16 protein-coding genes and 1 tRNA gene are annotated in these 19,013 nt (G+C 44.0%); 11 read left to right on the top strand and 6 right to left on the bottom strand.

Annotated elements, in window-relative coordinates:
• Window positions 1-101 precede the first annotated feature (101 nt).
• Complete coding sequence (locus tag BCU12_RS14545; protein WP_102404979.1) at window positions 102-1,379, bottom strand: divalent metal cation transporter; 1,278 nt, start codon at window positions 1,377-1,379, stop codon at window positions 102-104.
• Window positions 1,380-1,567: 188 nt separating this feature from the next.
• On the opposite strand from BCU12_RS14545, the gene rluA reads away from it, so the two are divergent.
• Window positions 1,568-2,305, top strand: a complete 738-nt coding sequence (gene rluA / locus BCU12_RS14540; RefSeq protein WP_102404978.1) for a bifunctional tRNA pseudouridine(32) synthase/23S rRNA pseudouridine(746) synthase RluA — start codon at window positions 1,568-1,570, stop codon at window positions 2,303-2,305.
• A 75-nt stretch (window positions 2,306-2,380) separates the two neighbouring features.
• Entirely contained in the window at window positions 2,381-3,358 is a 978-nt protein-coding gene (locus BCU12_RS14535; protein ID WP_102404977.1) for a D-2-hydroxyacid dehydrogenase, read from the top strand.
• 67 nt (window positions 3,359-3,425) lie between these two features.
• Here the strand turns inward: BCU12_RS14535 and BCU12_RS14530 are convergent, their stop codons facing one another.
• The 4 genes from BCU12_RS14530 to pepA form a co-directional block, all read right to left on the bottom strand.
• Entirely contained in the window at window positions 3,426-4,151 is a 726-nt protein-coding gene (locus BCU12_RS14530) for a transporter substrate-binding domain-containing protein (RefSeq protein WP_102404976.1), read from the bottom strand.
• Between the two features lie 152 nt (window positions 4,152-4,303).
• Window positions 4,304-7,177 carry a valine--tRNA ligase gene (locus tag BCU12_RS14525; RefSeq protein ID WP_102404975.1) on the bottom strand — a complete coding sequence of 958 codons (2,874 nt, stop codon included), beginning with the start codon at window positions 7,175-7,177 and terminating at the stop codon, window positions 4,304-4,306.
• Between the two features lie 102 nt (window positions 7,178-7,279).
• A complete protein-coding gene (locus BCU12_RS14520; protein WP_102404974.1) occupies window positions 7,280-7,729 on the bottom strand; it encodes a DNA polymerase III subunit chi in 450 nt (149 codons plus the stop codon).
• An 81-nt stretch (window positions 7,730-7,810) separates the two neighbouring features.
• The gene (gene pepA / locus BCU12_RS14515) at window positions 7,811-9,319 is read right to left on the bottom strand and encodes a leucyl aminopeptidase (protein ID WP_102404973.1); all 1,509 of its coding nucleotides are present in this window, start codon (window positions 9,317-9,319) and stop codon (window positions 7,811-7,813) included.
• A 191-nt stretch (window positions 9,320-9,510) separates the two neighbouring features.
• On the opposite strand from pepA, the gene lptF reads away from it, so the two are divergent.
• From lptF to BCU12_RS14490, 5 genes are all read left to right on the top strand, one after another.
• Window positions 9,511-10,623, top strand: coding sequence for an LPS export ABC transporter permease LptF (gene lptF / locus BCU12_RS14510; protein WP_102404972.1), 1,113 nt, complete (start codon window positions 9,511-9,513; stop codon window positions 10,621-10,623).
• On the top strand, window positions 10,616-11,686 hold the full coding sequence (gene lptG, locus BCU12_RS14505; RefSeq protein ID WP_102404971.1) for an LPS export ABC transporter permease LptG: 1,071 nt from the start codon (window positions 10,616-10,618) through the stop codon (window positions 11,684-11,686). Before lptF ends, lptG begins: the two co-directional genes overlap by 8 nt.
• Before the next feature lie 187 nt (window positions 11,687-11,873).
• The gene (locus BCU12_RS14500) at window positions 11,874-12,617 is read left to right on the top strand and encodes a hypothetical protein (protein ID WP_102404970.1); all 744 of its coding nucleotides are present in this window, start codon (window positions 11,874-11,876) and stop codon (window positions 12,615-12,617) included.
• A 307-nt stretch (window positions 12,618-12,924) separates the two neighbouring features.
• A complete protein-coding gene (locus BCU12_RS14495) occupies window positions 12,925-14,058 on the top strand; it encodes a BamA/TamA family outer membrane protein (protein ID WP_102404969.1) in 1,134 nt (377 codons plus the stop codon).
• A gap of 136 nt (window positions 14,059-14,194) precedes the next feature.
• Complete coding sequence (locus BCU12_RS14490) at window positions 14,195-14,755, top strand: cytochrome P460 family protein (protein ID WP_102404968.1); 561 nt, start codon at window positions 14,195-14,197, stop codon at window positions 14,753-14,755.
• 70 nt (window positions 14,756-14,825) lie between these two features.
• Here the strand turns inward: BCU12_RS14490 and BCU12_RS14485 are convergent, their stop codons facing one another.
• A complete protein-coding gene (locus BCU12_RS14485; RefSeq protein ID WP_102404967.1) occupies window positions 14,826-15,302 on the bottom strand; it encodes an RDD family protein in 477 nt (158 codons plus the stop codon).
• Between the two features lie 195 nt (window positions 15,303-15,497).
• On the opposite strand from BCU12_RS14485, the gene BCU12_RS14480 reads away from it, so the two are divergent.
• From BCU12_RS14480 to BCU12_RS14465, 4 genes are all read left to right on the top strand, one after another.
• Window positions 15,498-15,582: transfer RNA gene (locus BCU12_RS14480), tRNA-Leu, on the top strand.
• 381 nt (window positions 15,583-15,963) lie between these two features.
• On the top strand, window positions 15,964-16,659 hold the full coding sequence (locus tag BCU12_RS14475; RefSeq protein WP_102404966.1) for a VC0807 family protein: 696 nt from the start codon (window positions 15,964-15,966) through the stop codon (window positions 16,657-16,659).
• Between the two features lie 313 nt (window positions 16,660-16,972).
• Window positions 16,973-17,380 (top strand): VOC family protein, encoded by a 408-nt coding sequence (locus tag BCU12_RS14470; RefSeq protein WP_102404965.1) that lies wholly within the window; start codon window positions 16,973-16,975, stop codon window positions 17,378-17,380.
• Between the two features lie 104 nt (window positions 17,381-17,484).
• The gene (locus tag BCU12_RS14465) at window positions 17,485-18,738 is read left to right on the top strand and encodes an HD-GYP domain-containing protein (RefSeq protein ID WP_102404964.1); all 1,254 of its coding nucleotides are present in this window, start codon (window positions 17,485-17,487) and stop codon (window positions 18,736-18,738) included.
• The last annotated feature ends 275 nt before the right edge of the window (window positions 18,739-19,013 follow it).

The following is a 19,013-nucleotide window of genomic DNA, read 5'->3' as shown; positions in this document are numbered from 1 at the left end:
TGCTCGCTGATTAGTCAATAAAGCAGAATGACCATTTTAAAGGCCTTCACTATGACAGTGAAGGCCTTTTTCTTTTTGTCGGGGACGCTTTGTTGCGCGGATTACGCTAGCCATTTCCACCATATGAATAGAGCAAGGAAACCAAAGAGGTAAATTAGCCCAACGATTGAAAGGGCTTTCAGTTTCTTACCGACGGCGAGTGCTTTTGGTAGTGGTGTTTTTGTCACGAGAATAAAGTTAAGCAGCGCAAAGAACGGTGTGGTGACAAACGCCATGATCATAGCAAAGTTCAGCATTGGCATAAGTGCTGATGTCCAAAAAACAATGATGGCAAACGCACAAATGGACACAGTAAGAATCCACCCTTGGGTTGCTTTCGGGTTTATATCTGCTTGATTCTTGAATAAACGCTGTGACTCAGAAATAACGCGCGCGTAGCCGTCAATAACAGTAATCGTACTACCAAAGATACAGAAGAAAGCGATCACTGCGATAAGGTAGCGAGACCACTCACCGATTGTCGATGCATACATACCAACCAGTTGGTGAGAGAACCCCACGCCCGATTGCGCCAATTCAACACCGCTACCATTGAGAACCAATGCCCCTAGCGCGAGAAAGACCATGGCAAGCACGGCTGTGCCGATATAGCCCACATTGAAATCAAACAGTGCAGACTGAGGCGTCACGTCTTGGTGCTTCTTTTGGCTCTTCAACCACATCGACGTGATGCTGGATATTTCAATTGGGGCCGGCATCCAGCCCATCGTGACGACAATAAAGCCGATCGCTGCAAGTGTCCAAGGGGAAGGCGACTCAGCAGCCGTTGTAGCAACGGTCGGTTCGGCGTTGGTAAAAGCGATACTCACTGCAATCAATGTGGCTATGGTTAATGTCGCCATGATCAATTTGGATAGTGCATCAAGCGCTTTATAGTGTCCCGCCAGTAAAATCATTAAGCAGGTAAGCAGTACAATGCCGCAGAGCACGTTGATAGGGAGATCGACAGGGATAAAGTAGCCCAATAAACTTGCACTAAATAATAATAAAGCAGCCGTATTGACGACAGCCGACACGGCGCTAAGGGTCACAAATGCCCACAGATAAGGTCGACCAAGCTTTGAGTAGCCTTCGACTAAGCTTTCGCCTGTTCCCATAGTGTACTGAACACCAGAGCGGAAAAAGGGGTATTTTAATAGATTGACTAGGAGGATGAGACCCGCGAGTTGCCAGCCATAAATCGCCCCCGCTTTTGTTGATGCAACTAAGTGTGAACCACCAACTGCAGCTGCGGCCATCATGATTCCTGGGCCGAGTGACTGCAGTAAGGCTGAAAGGGGAGCCTTAGCTTTTTCGGGAGTGTTTAGCGTATCATCCATGTTAATTGTTATTCCTATATCTATTTGTTTTTATAATAAAATCACTTGTCAATATCTTACATTGATATCATAACTCACAGTCTCGTCAATAAAAATTTACGAATTAGTGCATCCAAATCTAATCGTTCGAGGGAGTGGGGATAGCTGCTATAATTTCATTCGTTTTTTTCATCAGAGATCTCGTTTTTATGGCCATGCTTGAATACATACCGCCAACCGACCCTTGGATTGAAACCGTCTATGAAGATGATGATATTCTTGCGGTAAACAAACCACCGGGGCTTCTTTCCGTTCCTGGACGGTTGCCAGAGCATTACGACAGTATGTGGAGTCGTTTGGTTGAGGAGTACCCTGAGATTCAAGTAGTACACCGGTTGGATATGTCGACGTCAGGGTTGATGCTGCTTGCTAAAAATAAAGACGCAGAACGGTCATTGAAAAAGCAGTTTCAATATCGACTAACCCACAAAATATATTACGCTCGCGTATGGGGGCATCTCAATCCTGAACAAGGTGAAGTCGATCTGCCACTCATATGCGATTGGCCAAATAGGCCAAGACAGAAAGTCTGTTTTGATGATGGAAAACCCTCTCAAACGGGCTACCAATCCGTCAAACTAGAAGAGCAAACATCGGTTGTTCGCCTTTTGCCTATTACTGGTCGGTCTCATCAACTGAGGGTTCATATGCAGGCACTGGGTCACCCTATTGTTGGTGATGAGTTCTATGCGACGCCAGAAGCGCTTGCTTTCAGTTCGCGATTGGATCTGCATGCAGCAGAGCTGAGTTTTTACCATCCATCGACCAATGAAAGACAAACCATATTTGTGCCATGTGATTTCTATCCAGAAGCGAAAGCTGAAGTTTTACAGCATTATGATTGCCCTGAAACACTGCCAGACTATAAAACGCTTCCGCGCTGCTAATAACAAACGGATAAATCGTCGACATTGGTAATGTGGGAAGTGAAGAATTAGGTATTAGCCAATAAAGGAATACATATGAACAGCCCTGTAGTGGTTTTTTTAGATCGAGCGACAATTCCACGCCATATCTCATTGACGACATTGCCGTTTGAACACGAGTGGATTGAGTATGACTTCACTTCTGACAGCCAGATTATCGAGCGATTGAACAATGCTGACATCGTGATCACCAACAAGGTTGTGCTCACCGCGTCTGTATTGTCTCAGCTTCCAAAACTCAAACTCATTGCCGTATCGGCAACGGGATACAACAATGTTGATGTTGCCTATTGTCAGCAAGCGAACATTGCGGTGACCAACGTTCAGGGATACGCGACTCAATCGGTACCCGAACACGTGATGGCAATGCTATTCGCATTAAGACGCAACCTTGTTGGGTACCATCAAGATATTGCGGCCGGAGAGTGGCAGCGAGATAAACAGTTTTGCTTCTTTACTCATCCAATTGGCGATATTGCGGGATCAACATTGGGCGTGATTGGCAGCGGTGCTTTGGGGCAGGCAACGGCTACTTTAGCGAAAGCGCTAGGTATGAACGTGCTGTTTGCAGAGAGAAAAGGTGGTGATGCAAACGATATGTCCACTTGTCGCGAGGGCTATTTGCCTTTCGAGTTGGTGTTGCAGTTGTCGGATGCCATCACTCTTCATTGTCCTTTGAGTGATCAAACAACGAATTTAATTGCGGGCCCGGAACTTAAGAAAATGAAGTCGAACGCAATTTTAATTAACACGGGTCGAGGCGGCCTTGTTGATGAACAAGCGCTGGTTGATGCTTTAAAATCAGGAGAAATAGGCGCAGCCGGCGTTGATGTATTTACTCAAGAGCCTGCGGATGACAGCAATCCACTCATTCAGAATATGCACCTACCGAATTTGTTGTTAACACCTCATGTCGCATGGGGAAGCGACTCTTCGATTCAGAAGCTGTCCGATATTTTGATAGACAACATTGTTGCCTTTCAACAAGGAAGGGCGCAGAACAGGGTCGTTTAAGCCAGTTCCTTTAAATAAAGCCATTTAAACAGGAACTGGAGAAAAGGGGAGATACAGTGCACTTTCACTAATGTGCCTCTTTAAGTGCCGCGAGTCCTTGATTGAATATGTTGAGGAGTTTGTCAGCTTCCGGATGATTCTTCGAAAACATGAGATAGCTGTCGTTGGCGAGGAAAGGTGTTGGGTGATAGGTGATTTTTTCTTGAGTTTCAACGGGCATTTTATCTAGATAGAATAGCCCTATGTGCTTCTCTTCCGGAAAGAGGTCAACTCTTTGGTATTCAAGCAGTTGGAACGCCTTTTGAACGCCTTCGACTCTATGGATTGTGACTTGTTCTTTTTCTATCATGCTGTCTAGTTGCCCTCCATAACTATACCCCAGTCCACCGCCTAAATGAGAGCCTTGAATATCAGAGAGAGTTTGCCACTCGAAAGGGCTATCTTTTAGGTGAAAAAAGACAAACTGCTCTTGCGCCACCGGATCACTGTAGTGAAATAATTCGGCCCTTTCTTCTGTATACATCCATACCGCCGTGGCGACAAACTCCCCATCATTTGTCTTACTAAAGGCGCGTTTCCAAGGCAAGAAATGGAACTCAACTTGATAGCCTTGCTGGGCGAACACTTCCTGAATCGTTTTCCCTACTTGTCCAAAGTTTTCCAACTCTTGCCCAATGAACGGAGGCCATTCTCCTGCCGCGATTTTAATCACCTTGTTATCTTCCTGAGCTAGAAGAAATGAGGAGTTAAGCAACAGAATTATTGTTCCCATGATGGAAAAAAGTGGTCGCATTTATAAACCCTACTAATTTTATGTTCTCTTATAAAATTAGAATATAAACCTCAAGTTATCCAATCAATTATGGTGAGAAAAGTTAGCTCATATCGTTGAAAATAAAAAAAGGCCGACTAAAAAGCCGGCCTTTGATCAATCAGTTATGTGATTTACAAAGCTGCAATGGTCGCTTTTTGCTCTTCAAGCTTCACAAGCGTTTCTTGGTAGCTTTCAAGCTTTTCACGCTCTTTCGCGATAACCGCTTCTGGGGCTTTCGCAACGAAACCTTCGTTACCTAGCTTACCTTCGATACGCTTGATTTCGCCTTGAGTCTTAGCCACTTCTTTATCTAGACGAGCAAGTTCTGCATCTTTGTCGATAAGACCCGCCATTGGGATCATCAATTCAGATTTACCAACAAGCTTCGTTGCACAAGCTGGCGTCACTTCGCCATCAGCCAGTACTTTGATGTCATCTAGTTTCGCTAGAGAAGTAAGAACGATCTTGTTTGCTTCGATACGAGCCGCATCTTTTTCATCCGCTACTTTAATCATTACCTCTAAGCCTTTGCTTGGGGCAATGTCGTATTCCGCACGTAGGTTACGGATAGCAGTGATGAAAGTCTTAACCCATTCGATGTCTTCTACGATCTCAGCATTGAAGTTATCTTCGTTAAACTGAGGAAGCGCTTGCGTCATGATTGTCTCACCTTCAACGCCGTCTACTAGCGGCTTAACGCTTTGCCAGATAGATTCAGTGATGTAAGGAAGAACAGAGTGAGCCAGACGCAGTGTCTTCTCTAGAACCGTGATCAGCGTGTAACGAGTTGCTTGCTGTTGAGCTTCAGTGCCTTTCCAAAGAACAGGTTTCGTTAGTTCTAGGTACCAGTCACAGAATTGGTTCCAGATGAATTCGTAAAGCGTGTTGGCTGCCATGTCTAGACGGTAGTTGTCTAGGTGAGCGTTAAATTCTTTCGCTGCCACTTCAAACTGAGATTCAATCCACTTGTCTGCTAGAGAGAATTCCATGTTTGCACGGTCTTCAACAGACAGTGACATGCCACAATCGTGCTCTTCTGTGTTCATCAGTACGTAACGGCTTGCGTTCCATAGCTTGTTACAGAAGTTACGGTAACCTTCAAGACGCTTCATGTCCCAGTTGATGTCACGGCCAGTTGAAGCCATAGCAGCAAGAGTGAAACGCAGTGCGTCAGTACCGTATGGTTCGATACCGTTTTCGAAAGTTTTACGTGTTGCTTTTTCGATCTTAGCAGCCAGTTTAGGTTGCATCATGTTGCCACAACGCTTCTCTACTAGCTCTTCAAGGCCGATGCCGTCAATCATGTCGATTGGGTCAAGTACGTTACCTTTTGACTTAGACATCTTGTCGCCGTTTTCATCACGGATAAGACCCGTCATGTAAACCGTCTTGAAAGGGACTTGAGCCTTGCCATCTTCGTCTTTCACGAAGTGCATGGTCATCATGATCATACGAGCAACCCAGAAGAAGATAATATCAAAACCAGATACTAGGACTTCAGATGGGTGGAATGTTTTTAGTGCTTCAGTATCTTCAGGCCAGCCTTGCGTGCCGAACGTCCAAAGTGCAGAAGAGAACCAAGTATCCAGTACGTCGTCGTCTTGCTTAAGCACAACAACTGGTGCTAGGTTGTTCTTTTCACGAACTTCTTCTTCAGTGCGACCTACGTAAACTTTACCATCGTTGTCGTACCATGCTGGGATACGGTGGCCCCACCAAAGTTGACGAGAGATACACCAGTCTTGCACGTCACGCATCCACGCGAAATACATGTTTTCGTACTGCTTAGGTACGAACTGGATTTGACCATCTTCAACGGCTTTCACTGCAGGTTCTGCAAGAGGTGCAGTGCGCACATACCATTGGTCAGTCAGCATCGGTTCGATAACCACACCACCACGGTCGCCGTAAGGTACGGTTAGGTCGTGATCTTTTATCTCGTCTAGTAGACCAAGTTCTTCGAATTCAGCAACGATAGCTTTACGAGCAGCAAAGCGCTCCATGCCTTGGTACTTAGCAGGGATGTCTGTAGAGTAAACATCACTTTCTTCGCCGTTGGTTGTGAATACTTCAGCAGCATCACGGATATCAGCGTTGAACGTTAGGATGTTGATCATTGGTAGGCTGTGGCGCTTACCCACTTCGTAATCGTTAAAGTCATGAGCAGGGGTGATTTTTACACAACCTGTGCCTTTTTCCATGTCAGCGTGCTCATCGCCTACGATAGGGATGAGACGGTTAACAACAGGAAGTAGGATTTCTTTACCGATAAGATCTTTGTAACGTGGATCTTCTGGGTTTACGGCTACGCCAGTATCACCAAGCATAGTTTCTGGACGCGTCGTTGCTACAACAATGTAGTCTTTGCCATCAGCTGTTTTTACACCGTTCGCTAGCGGGTAGCGGAAGTGCCACATGAACCCTTTTTTGTCTTTGTTTTCAACTTCAAGATCAGAAATCGCAGTGTGCAGTTTCGGATCCCAGTTTACTAGACGCTTACCACGGTAGATGAGGTCTTCTTCGTATAGACGAACAAACACTTCTTGCGTCGCAGCCGATAGGCCGTCATCCATAGTGAATCGCTCACGATCCCAATCTACAGAGGCACCAAGACGACGAAGTTGCTGAGTGATCGTGCCACCTGATTCGCCTTTCCATTCCCAGATCTTGTCGATGAAAGCGTCACGGCCGTAGTCGTGTTTTGTTTTGCCTTCTTCAGCAGCAATCTTACGCTCAACAACCATTTGAGTGGCGATGCCCGCGTGGTCAGTACCCACCTGCCAAAGTGTATTCTTGCCTTTCATACGCTGGGCACGGATAAGCGTATCCATGATGGTATCTTGGAACGCGTGACCCATGTGCAGGCTACCAGTGACGTTCGGTGGCGGTATCATGATGCTGTACGCTTCTTTTGATGTGTCACCGTGTGGCTTAAAGTAGCCTTTCTCTTCCCAAGTCTGATACAGAGCTTGTTCGATTGATGTTGGGTTGTATGTCTTTTCCATAGTGCTCTTAAACGGATACTGTGAATGGTTAATCTTGGTCAAACTTCATAAGTGAAGCTTCTTGACGATAAATTCAAAGATAGCTTTAACTATGAGGTTTAACTACGGATGTTGGATCTCGATTGTTTGCAGATTAAAGCCTGCTTGTCGGTAGATTTTATACCGATTTCGAGCCTGTTGCTTAGCATTTTCTTCGCAAGGGACGAAGTCTACCACCTCGGAGAACTGCTGCGCAAAGGTTGTATTATTATCCGCCAAATTAATTACGATTTGGCGATTCCAATTTGGCTTGGCATTCTGATGACCTACCTCTATATTCGTCCCATACTTGGGACCTTCCCCAACCAAATTATGAGCGATGTAATCGTCCGAATCTGTTTGCCAAAATAGCTCCGCCAGTCGCTCTGCATGCGTTTGATCGTGGCAGTTTAAATATACTTTAGCGCCTTGATTCGCAAAGTGTTGGCTGAGGAAAAGTACATAAGTATCAAAGCCCGCTTCTTTAGCTTGAGGGCTTTGTTCGCTCACAATGTAGAAGGTTGCGTTGGCCATGTTCTCTCAGTGATTTGTGTTGGAAGTTGCTGTCGTGTTTATTACGGATAATAAAAAAGGGCCTTTCGGCCCTTTGGAAGATTACTCTTCGCCTTCTTGGCCACTTCTGTTGAGCAAGAACTGGACAAGCATTGAGACTGGACGACCAGTAGAGCCTTTCGCTGCACCTGATTTCCAAGCTGTTCCTGCGATATCTAGGTGCGCCCAGTGGTATTTCTTAGCAAATTTAGATAAGAAACAGCCAGCGGTAATGGTACCGGCTGGGCGGCCACCAATGTTTGCCATATCAGCAAACGGGCTCTTTAGCTGTTCGTGATACTCGTCAGCCATTGGCATGCGCCATGCGCGGTCACTTGCTTGCTCTGAAGCGTTAACGAGTTCATGTGACAGTGGGTTGTGATTTGATAGAACCGCACTGATGTGGTGACCTAGCGCCATAACACAAGCACCGGTCAATGTAGCCACGTCAATGACACACTCTGGTTCAAAACGCTCAACGTACGTTAAAGCATCACAAAGAACGAGACGGCCTTCCGCATCGGTATTCAATACTTCAACGGTTTGACCTGACATGGTGGTTAGAATGTCACCTGGACGGTAAGCATTGCTGCCAGGCATGTTTTCACAACCCGCAAGAACAGCAGTTACGTTAATAGGCAGGTTCAGTTTTGCTAGTGCTTTCATCGTGCCAAATACAGATGCGGCACCACACATGTCGTACTTCATCTCATCCATGGCTTCGCCTGGTTTAAGAGAAATACCACCTGAATCGAATGTTAGGCCTTTACCCACAAGTACAATCGGTTTCGCATCAGGATCGGCATGACCTTTGTACTCCATGATAGACATCATAGATTCATTCTTAGAACCACGGCCAACAGCTAGGTAAGACGTCATGCCTAACTTCGCCATCTCTTCTTCACCGATGATCTTTGTAGAGACGGTTTCGTAATCATCCGCTAAACGGCGAGCTTGAGAGGCAAGGTAGGCAGGGTTAGCAATGTTTGGCGGCATGTTGCCAAGATCTTTAGACGCTTTAACACCCGATGAGATAGCAAGGCCATGAGCAATCGCTTTTTCGCCTTGGCTAAGTTCACGACGTGTTGGTACGTTAAAGACCAATTTACGCAGTGGACGACGTGTTTCAGGCTTGTTGCTCTTGAATTGATCAAACGTGTAAAGGCCATCTTTGGTGGCTTCTACTGCTTGACGCACTTTCCAGTAAGTATCGCGGCCTTTAACGTGTAATTCAGTTAAGAAGCACACTGCTTCCATAGAACCTGTTTCGTTTAGAGTGCTGATGGTTTTTTGAATGATTTCTTTGTATTGGCGCTCACCAAGCTCACGCTCTTTACCACAACCGACTAACAAAACACGTTCAGATAGAACACCGGGTACTTGATGCAGAAGTAGCATCTGACCAGGCTTTCCTTCAAGATCACCACGGCGAAGTAATGAGCTTATGTAGCCATCACTGATTTTATCCAGCTGTTCTGCGACCGGAGAAAGGCGTCTTGGTTCGAACACTCCAACAACGATACAAGCGCTGCGTTGCTTCTCTGGACTGCCACTTTTTACGTTGAACTCCATGCGTACTCCTACATCCTGAAGACAAATAGAACTAAATGTTAGATAATGCGAGCTTACTTGTTGAATCCATACTTGGAACTACGTTTTAATTAAGCGAACTAACAGTTAGTGAAAATTTTAAAAATAAAAGGTTCATCGGGAAATTATAGTGATTCAACCAAAAAAACAAGTTTTCTATAGGTACTTTCAGCGTGATTATTGTTAGATATTTGATCCGCGAGACACTCAAAAGCCAATTAGCGATATTTTTCGTGCTTTTTCTTGTGTTTCTGAGCCAAAAGTTTATCCGTGTACTGGCAGAGGCATCTGACGGTGAAATACCTGCACGTATGATTTTATCGATTGTAAGTTTGAACATGCCGACGATGGGTTTGTTGATGCTTCCGTTAAGTCTTTTCATCGGTATTTTGCTCACTTTTGGCCGCTTATACGCAGAAAGTGAGATAACGGTGATGAACGCGACAGGGATCGGGAATAAATTTTTGATTCAGGCCGCCTTGTATTTGGCGTTGATCACAGGTGCAATTGCAGCGTTTAACTCTTTTTGGCTTGCCCCTTGGAGTCAAGAAAAAGAGACGCAGTTAATGGAGCAGCTCGAATCTGAGAATACGGTCGATTTACTGCAAAAAGGTACCTTTCAACGTACGCCAGATGGCTCTTCTGTTGTATTTATCGATGATATTCAAGATAAGAAGATGTACAACGTGTTTGTCGCGCAACTGCGTCCAAGCGGTACGATTCTGCCAAGTGTGATGTTTTCTGATACTGGTGATGTAAAAGAGACGAGCGACGGTCGACAAGTCATCACCATGTATGACGGTATTCGTTATGAAGGGATTCCGACTCGACTTGATTATCGAAATACCAACTTCGATGAGTATGATGGCCTGATTGGACAGCGAGATGTCAAACCCAAATGGCGTGACTGGGAAGCAAAATCAACGATTGATTTGATCCGAAGTGGCGATAAAAGTGCGCACGCAGAACTGCAGTGGCGAATATCCCTCGTGCTTTGTATTCCATTGCTTACCATGTTGGTGGTGCCACTGTCTGCGGTTAACCCTCGTCAGGGGCGATTTGCCAAAATGGGCCCGGCTATATTGATTTATCTTGCCTACTTTTTATCAATCAGTGCGACTAAATCTGCGATAGAAGATGGGTCAATCCCTATTATGGTGGGTATGTGGCCGATTAATACGGCTCTGTTGCTTGCTGCGATTGGTGCGAACATGATGGACAGTATCCCAGTAAGACAATTCAAAGATCGTATTAGACAAAAAAAGGTAGCCAAAGCCAGTGTTTAAGATTCTAGATTTATATATCGGTAAAACGATCATTGCGACGACCTCTTTGGTGTTAACGACGTTTGTTGGGTTATCTGCGATCATTAAGTACGTAGAGCAACTGAGAAAAGTCGGAGACGGTACCTACGATTTGATTCAAGCGTTGTTATTTGTTGTCTTGAGTATTCCTCGGGATATCGAGATGTTTTTCCCTATGGCTGCGCTACTCGGTGCGTTGATCGGCTTAGGCATGTTGGCGTCAAGCTCTGAGCTAGTGGTCATGCAGGCGTCAGGGTTTTCAAAACTTGATATTGGTATGTCGGTATTAAAAACCGCTGTTCCTCTGATGATCGTTGTGACCTTGCTTGGTCAATGGGGTGCACCTCAAGCACAGAAGATGGCGCGAGACTTAAGAGCTTTTGCGACATCGGGTGGTCAGCTTCTATCTGTGAGAACTGGGGTTTGGGCTCGTGATGCCAATGATTTTATCTTTATTGGAAAAGTCGATGATGACGAATTACTGTCGCTTAATATGTGGCGTTTTGATGCCAATAAAGAGCTTGAAACGGTGGTATACGCAAAATCTGCCGATTACCTTCAAGATAATGAGTGGTTGCTGAAAAACGTTGAAGTAACCGATATGCGCGATGGGATTGAGTTGTCTAAAGATAAGCTACCTGAGTATCGTTGGACGACCTCACTAGAACCAGATAAATTGGCGGTAGTCACGGTAAAACCTGAAGAACTCTCTCTTTCTGGGTTATTTGACTATGTTGGTTACTTAAATGCGTCTGAGTTGGATTCTTCGCGGTATGAATTGGCCTTATGGCGTAAGGTGATTCAGCCATTTTCCATTGCCGTAATGATGTTGATGGCGTTATCGTTTATTTTTGGCCCACTACGAACCGTTACCATGGGCGCAAGAATACTTTCTGGCGTTGTAGCGGGTTTCACCTTCTATATATCGAGTGAGTTCTTTGGACCATTAAGCTTGGTGTATGGTTTCCCTCCTGCATTCGGTGCCATTGCTCCGAGCATTGTGTTCTTAACGGTTGCTATAGCGTTAATGAGAAGAAAACTCTAAAGCAAACGATCCTAAAAAGTGTGCATACTTTAAGCCCTCGACACCGTTCGGGGGCTTTTTATATCCTGCCTAATATTAGTAAATTGAATAGTATCTAATTACTATCCTTTAGCCGTTCGTTCTATTCTCTCCCTTAATTTAATCGAAGACATGGAATCGTCTTGACCGCTAAAACATGAGAAAGACGATGAACAAATTTATATTGACAGCATTAGGCTTGTCTCTTTTTATAGGCAGCGCTCAGGCGACGACGTTGATAGGTGTCGTAGGGTATGAGTCAGCTCAAACAGTAGATAAGCAAGCGACTAAAAAAGAACGACAACAAGTCGAGACGCTTTTTAGAGCCGTAGGTTTTGATTTTCTAGGTCTTAATTGGGACAACACGCTTGCTGCAAAGTGGAATCGTGAAGGAAAAATATCAGTCGCACGTAACTGGGGGTATGGCTATTGGGACGACAACTACGGCCTATCTGTGGACTTAATTAAGGGTGATTGGTCAGGGCAAGGCCCTCAAGTTGGTGCGTTGGGTATCGCCTACAAAAATACATGGGATGGCTTTAGCTTAAGAGTAAACCCAACACTTGCGACAATTGATAATAAAACAACAAGCGGGCGTATTACTGATAATGGTGTTCAGCTTAATGTGAAAATGGACTATCAATTTAATGATCGCATCTCCGCGACTTTCCATCCGCAATACGCATACTGGAACTCGGACGCATTGGGTTCAACATTGAAAGCAGAATTTAATGTGACCGCTAATTTGACTGAAGATAAGCGTCATAAGTTGATGCTAGTGCATGAACGTTTTGCTGCTAATAATCGAGGTACGGGAATGAAAACTCGCTACATCGGTGAAAACTCGCCAATAGGTGGCTATGTTTCCGGTACTGAATCCACAGTGAAACTGCGCTACGCCTACATATTCTAATCAGATGACTCACCCTAAATCAGTTGATTGAGTTGATTGAGTTGATTGAGTTGATTGTCAGCATCGCAATGTTTGAGCAATAAAGCGCTGTCTAATACAGGGCTTTATTGTATCTATTCAAAATGTGAATGGTTCCTATTTTGAGGGGCAATTAGTCTATAGATAGAATACATTCGAAACAGTGTTTCTACATATTGTTTACTGAGTGCGATAAGGGAAGCACCTGCAGATTTTCAAGGGATGAGCGCGATTACTTGAATTCGTTTGATGCTCAACAATTTTCTCTTGTCTAGATAGGTGCCTCATCATGAAACCAAATTATTTATCGCTCGCGTTCTTGCTTGCTACACCTTTCACGTTCGCTAATGAAAGTGAGCCCGAAACTGATGCTGCTTCTGTATCAGAACAACAAAACATAGATACAAATACGGAAGATAGCAGTCTTTGGGGGCGTAAATTTGCGATTTTACCTGCACCTGTAACAGACGATGCACTCGGCAATGGCTTGAGTTTAACGGCCATGTACATTCATGACCGAGCAGCAGGAACTGAAAATCCATCGATTTCATTCGCCTATGGCCAATATACGGATACCCAGAGTGGCATGTTAGTGCTGGGGCATGAGCACATTTTTTCCCACGACGAATGGCGCGCGGGCATTTATGGAGGCCACTTCGAGCTAAATTTAAATCATTACGGATCCATCGGTTTTGTATTGCCTAAGCCGATCAAATATACAAACGGGTCTTCGTTTACTTATGGAACAGTGAAAAAGCAAATCGTGGAAGACCTATATGTAGGTCTTCATGGTGTTTGGAGTGGTGGCTCTGCGAAAGTAGCCAACGATCCACCTTTGAGCCCAGAGATGAAAAATGAATTTGAACAAAGAATGAGCGGTAGCAGTACGGCTGCTGGCTTTCTAATGACTTACGATACTCGGGATAAAATGATGGGGGCAACCGAAGGTGTGAAGCTGGACGTTAGCACAATGCATTACGAAGATCGAAATTCGGGTAAACCTTACCATCGTATAGATGCTGATTTTAGCCAGTTCTTCCCTGTCGCTGACAATAACGTATTTGCTTACCGTTTAATAACAGAGCATCTAATTGGGAATGTACCTGATTACGAAATGGTGGCTCCAGAGCTTCGAGGTGTTGATTGGAATAAGGCACGTGGTCAATCGGTGTATCAAGCCGAGGTTGAATACCGCCATCAAATTACTGAGAAATGGAGTGGCGTTGCGTTCGCAGGAGCTGCTTATGTCCAGAGTAAGAAATCCTCAGTGCAACCAAAGGGGGCATCTGAAATCATTCCATCAACCGGTGTCGGTATTCGCTACATGCTCGATCCAACAGAAAGATTCAGTGTTGGAGCCGACGTAGCTGTATCTAAAGATGGCCATACTAGTTACTACATCCGATTCGGTGAAGCATTTTAATGGCAGCGCAACAGAATGAGGGAAAGTACCATTTCCCTTGTAAGCCTACCTGTTAGTTCAACTGTAAGGCGCTAACTGTCCCCTGAATAGAAGGTGATAGAGAATGAGCTCTATTAAAACCTTATAGGATCTTAACATGTTATCTAAATATACATTTCTTACTATTACTTTACTGACTTCTTCTTTTGTATTAGCAGATATTTCAAAACCTACTGACACATATAAAGAGTTAGTGGATAAAACGGGAGCCATTACGTTTCCAGCAGATTTTCAGACTCAGCTCGTCCATGTGGGCACGACGGTTGTGTTATCCGAAGAAAAGGTAACCCCACAAAATATCAATGGTATTTACACGCAAAAAGAGGCCATCGACGCTTACAATAAAACGGGTCAATGGCCAGATGGCACTCTGTTTGTCAAAGACGTGAAATTGACGAAAGGTGAACGTTTGACCACTGGCGCGGTGTTTCATCAACGTGGCAACGATGTTTTCTTTGTCATGATTAAAGATACGGAAGGTCGTTTTACTGATAACGTAAACTGGGGAGACGGCTGGGGTTGGGCAATGTTTGATGCAGAGCCAAAACAGAATGTGAGCCCAAACAAAGAATTTTGTCAGGGGTGCCATGCTCCGAGACAAAGTAATGACTGGCTGTATACCGAGCAATACCCAAGCATTGTAAAAGAATTTTTTTAAGGATGAGATCCGGTGAATAAAATAGACAACCTAGGAAGGTTGCCTATTTTATCGTTAGTTATATCGTCACTTATTGAGCGTTTTTCAGTACCACTACTTCAGTTTTTGCCCAAATATCGTGGAAGCCACGTTTTTTAGGGTCAAACGGCACACAGAAATTGGCAAGTCCAAATCCTGATGTCGCGACTCGAATCAAGGCTTGTGTGACCGAAATTGGCGAACGATCGCTATTGCGGATCTGAAGCTTCCACGCTCGCATTCCCAACGTTTGACCAGCTCGTGTCCAAAAGAAAACAAAGAAGTAAATCCATACTGCAGCCAGGTAGAATGTGAAGAGAGGGCTTATTATCGGGTGTTTGCCGACTAAGTCCGCTGCATCGCTGTATTCGCCATAACTTAGAATCCCCGCTGCATTAAGGGCAAAGATAACGGCAATGACCACACCCGCTGCCATCATTTCAATGGCCATGATGATTAATGAATCATAAAGCAGGGCACCAAGTCGGCGCAGTAAACCTGCTGGAGGAAGAGAGTTTGAATTGCTCATAAATAGAAAACTTACCTAATCAATTTGCGCGTCAGGATATAGCTTACCACGCGTGTTGAAAGAGACCCAACGCACAGCTTTTTAATTACTGGCTAAATTATCGGCAAACAAAAGAGTTTTCAATCTTTTGCTCTTGCACGCTAAAGCTTCTTACGTATAATGCCAATCATCGAAAGGGCAATGCCCCAAGATACTGCCGGTATGGTGAAATTGGTATACACGACGGATTCAAAATCCGTTGCCTTCGGGCGTGGCGGTTCAAGTCCGCCTACCGGTACCATATTTAAATGATAAAGCCTCGATGAAAGTCGGGGCTTTGTTGTATCTAGGGCGTGGGAAGCGTTGCCTTCGCGGTGGCGGCAGGAATGCCTGTCCAATCAGTCCGCCTACCGGTACCATATATAGAAAGGTCGCTTTTATAGCGGCCTTTCGTCGTTTTAGAGCCTGCTTTTTATTTCGTCCGCTTACTTATATTCCTCCTTGCTTTCTGTTCTGAACCCTTTGTATTGAATCAATAACTGTATAGTTGAAAGAGATCTTAAAAAATCGCTAAATCATAAGTCGTTACACTGACATTTTTAAAGGGGCTTTACATATGGCGCAGGACAATGAACAATCACCAAGCACTTAGATCGAACACGATATTAACCAATGGACAATTATGAGTAATAGTGAAAACAAAAAATCGAACCCTTTGTTCGAAGTCATCTTCAATGTTTTTCTTCCTTCTTTTATTTTGATGAAGTTTAGCGGGGAAGAACACCTTGGTACGGTGATGGCTTTGGTTGTTGCTTTGGCGTTTCCTGTTGCTTATGGCGGTATGGATCTAATACGCAATAAAAAGTTTAACTTCATTGCTGCTCTAGGTTTTGTCAGTGTGTTATTGACGGGGGGCATTGGCTTGTTAGAGCTTGATACTCGTTGGCTAGCGCTCAAAGAAGCCTTGATTCCAGGCATTATTGGCCTGGTTGTATTAGGTTCCACCTTCACTCGTTATCCAATCGTCAAAAAAGTCATTTTTAATGATACCGTGCTGAATCTGCCGTTGATTAAAGAGAAACTGGCGCAGGCGGGAAAAGAAGAGGCGTTTGAACGTTGCCTTATTACTTCGAACTACCTGTTTGCGAGTACCTTTGCGTTCTCTTCTATCATGAACTACTTCCTCACTACTTGGATTGTGACGAGCCCAGCTGGTACGACCGCATTTAACGAAGAGCTGGGAAAATTAACACTGTATAGCTACCCGGTTATCGCCATACCAAGCATGATAATGATGTTTGGTATTTTCTATTACCTGTGGCGTCAAATTCGTTCAATGACTTCTCTTGATACAGAACAGATTTTCCATGCGAACTAAATTAAAGGGTGTACCCCTCTAGCTCATATATTCGTATACGGAAGCCTCAATTCTTGTTGGGGCTTTTTTGTATTTAAATATTAGGGTACCCAGTAGGAACCTTGCTCTCTAAAGATGTGAAAAGAAGTTATCGTTGAGTCGCTGTGCCATACTAAATAGTGTTCTGTTAAAAGGTCACGGAATAGTGGGCTATTGTATAACGACAAGGTGACTCAATTAACACATGCCAAAGAAAACAAAAGAAATGCATTTTTAGGGTGTGAAAGGCGTGCTGTTTCAACTATCTTTTATTAATGCTTATAAGGAGATAGCTATGTTTCAACTTACCCCGTATCTGTTTTTTTCTGGTCGTTGTGAAGAAGCACTAGAGTTCTATAGCCAATGCTTTGGTGGTGAAACAACGTCAAAGCAGTACTTTCGAGATGCACCCATGCAAATTCCAGGAGCGCAACCTGACTGGGTGATGCACGCCGAGTTTGAAGCACTTGGAATGAAGTTAATGATGTCCGATGGTGTTGTTGCCAGAGAGATGACAGGGAATAACATTGCACTGTCTCTAGTATTGGATGACATAGATCAGCAAGAGAGAATCTTCGGAAAGCTGACAGAGGGAGGGCATATAATGATGCCTCTATCGGACATCTATTCAGGTGCCAAATTTGGCAAGATAGAAGATATGTTTGGTGTTCGCTGGCAGCTATATTGTGAACTCGTGCGTTAAGTTATATTTATAGTAGTGCCTTATTTTTCAACAATGTAATAGGTGCGTTTTAAAATTAATTTCGTTAATATCCGAGCGGAGATTAATAACTAAAATGTATATTTGTGGCAAGTATTAAAATTTCGGTTGATAGACTTCAACCAGGGTTGCATGTCCGACTTCCTGTAAAGTGGAATGATCATCCCTTCTTATTCAATAGCTTTAAAATAAAAAGCGAAGACCAGATACGAATGATCAAACATCTGGGTATTCAACACGTATTTATCAATCCAGCCCAAAGTGACACACAGCCTTTACCTGCAAATCAACCTGCGAAAGATCCGACTCCTGAAGACGGCCAAGTTGATTTAGAAGCAAAGAAACTTTGGGAAGAGAAGCAAAACCGAATTGAAGAACTGGGCGCCTATCGTCGTAAGGTGATCAAGTGTGAGAAGGAATTTGAACGTTCTCTTGCTCAAATGAGAGCAGTGATGAACAAAATTCGCAATCGTCCTGAAAAGGCCGTCGATGAAGCACTTTCGTTAGTTGATGGTATTGTTGATAAGCTTTTAAGTAACGAAGGCGTCACTTTGCATTTAATGAACAGTAAAAGTGAAGTAGAAGATATCTATTTTCATTCATTGAATGTGTCTGTCATTGCAATGATGATAGCCAAAGCGAAAGGGATGGATGTTCAACAGATAAAAGATATCGCCTTTGCGTCACTTTTCCACGACATGGGAAAGATAAAAGTACCTGCCGCTATAATTAGAAAGCAAACGCCGCTCACTACGCCTGAAATCAACTACCTTAAGTTGCATACTAAATATGGATTGGATTTAGCCGCTAATATGGAAGCATTTCCTGAGGCCGCAAAAACAGTCATAGCGCAGCATCATGAGTTGAATGATGGGTCTGGTTACCCTGACAAGTTAAAAGAGAAAGATATCGATGAACTGACTAAGGTGGTGTCTGTTGCTAATGCCTATGACAACCTATGCCATCCGATGAATCCTGCCGATCAGAAAATCCCTTATGTCGCGCTTTCACATCTATATAAGAAATGTAAGCACCTATACTGCAATGACAACCTAAACATACTGATAAAGTTTATGGGGGTTTACCCGCCGGGAACGGTGGTTCAATTGTCTAATGAGATGGTTGGGTTGGTGATTTCAGTAAACGCTAAGCATATTCTTTTTCCAAATGTCCTTATCTATGATCCTTCTGTTCCAAGAACTCAGGCGCCAATTATTGATCTCGCTGAAAAAGAGATAAAGATAGTGAATGCCATTCTTCCAAATAAACTGCCAGACAAAGTAAAAGAGTATTTGAATCCTCGCTCCAGAGTCTCCTATTTTTTTGATAGTGATGATTAGCCTCTCGTAGAATGCTGCATTAGAAATGATAGTTATCCACAGGGTTGTGTGTGAAAGCTGTGTTTTGGGGTTGATTAACTGGTGCGTAAACCAGAGGGTGAGTGATAACTGTTCACTTAGGCTTTTTTCTTGAATAAAACGTGATTTAACGCTTGCCAACAACAACGAACTATCTATAATGCGCATCCACTGACACGGCAGACGCCACAGGGCTTCAGCAATGTTCAGTAAGACGGAATGTCTTTCGAAAGTAATTTTAAAAAGTGTTTGACACT

This window comes from Vibrio sp. 10N.261.55.A7, assembly GCF_002877365.1.
Taxonomy (GTDB): Bacteria; Pseudomonadota; Gammaproteobacteria; order Enterobacterales; family Vibrionaceae; genus Vibrio.
This window is presented reverse-complemented; position numbering and strand designations above follow the sequence as displayed.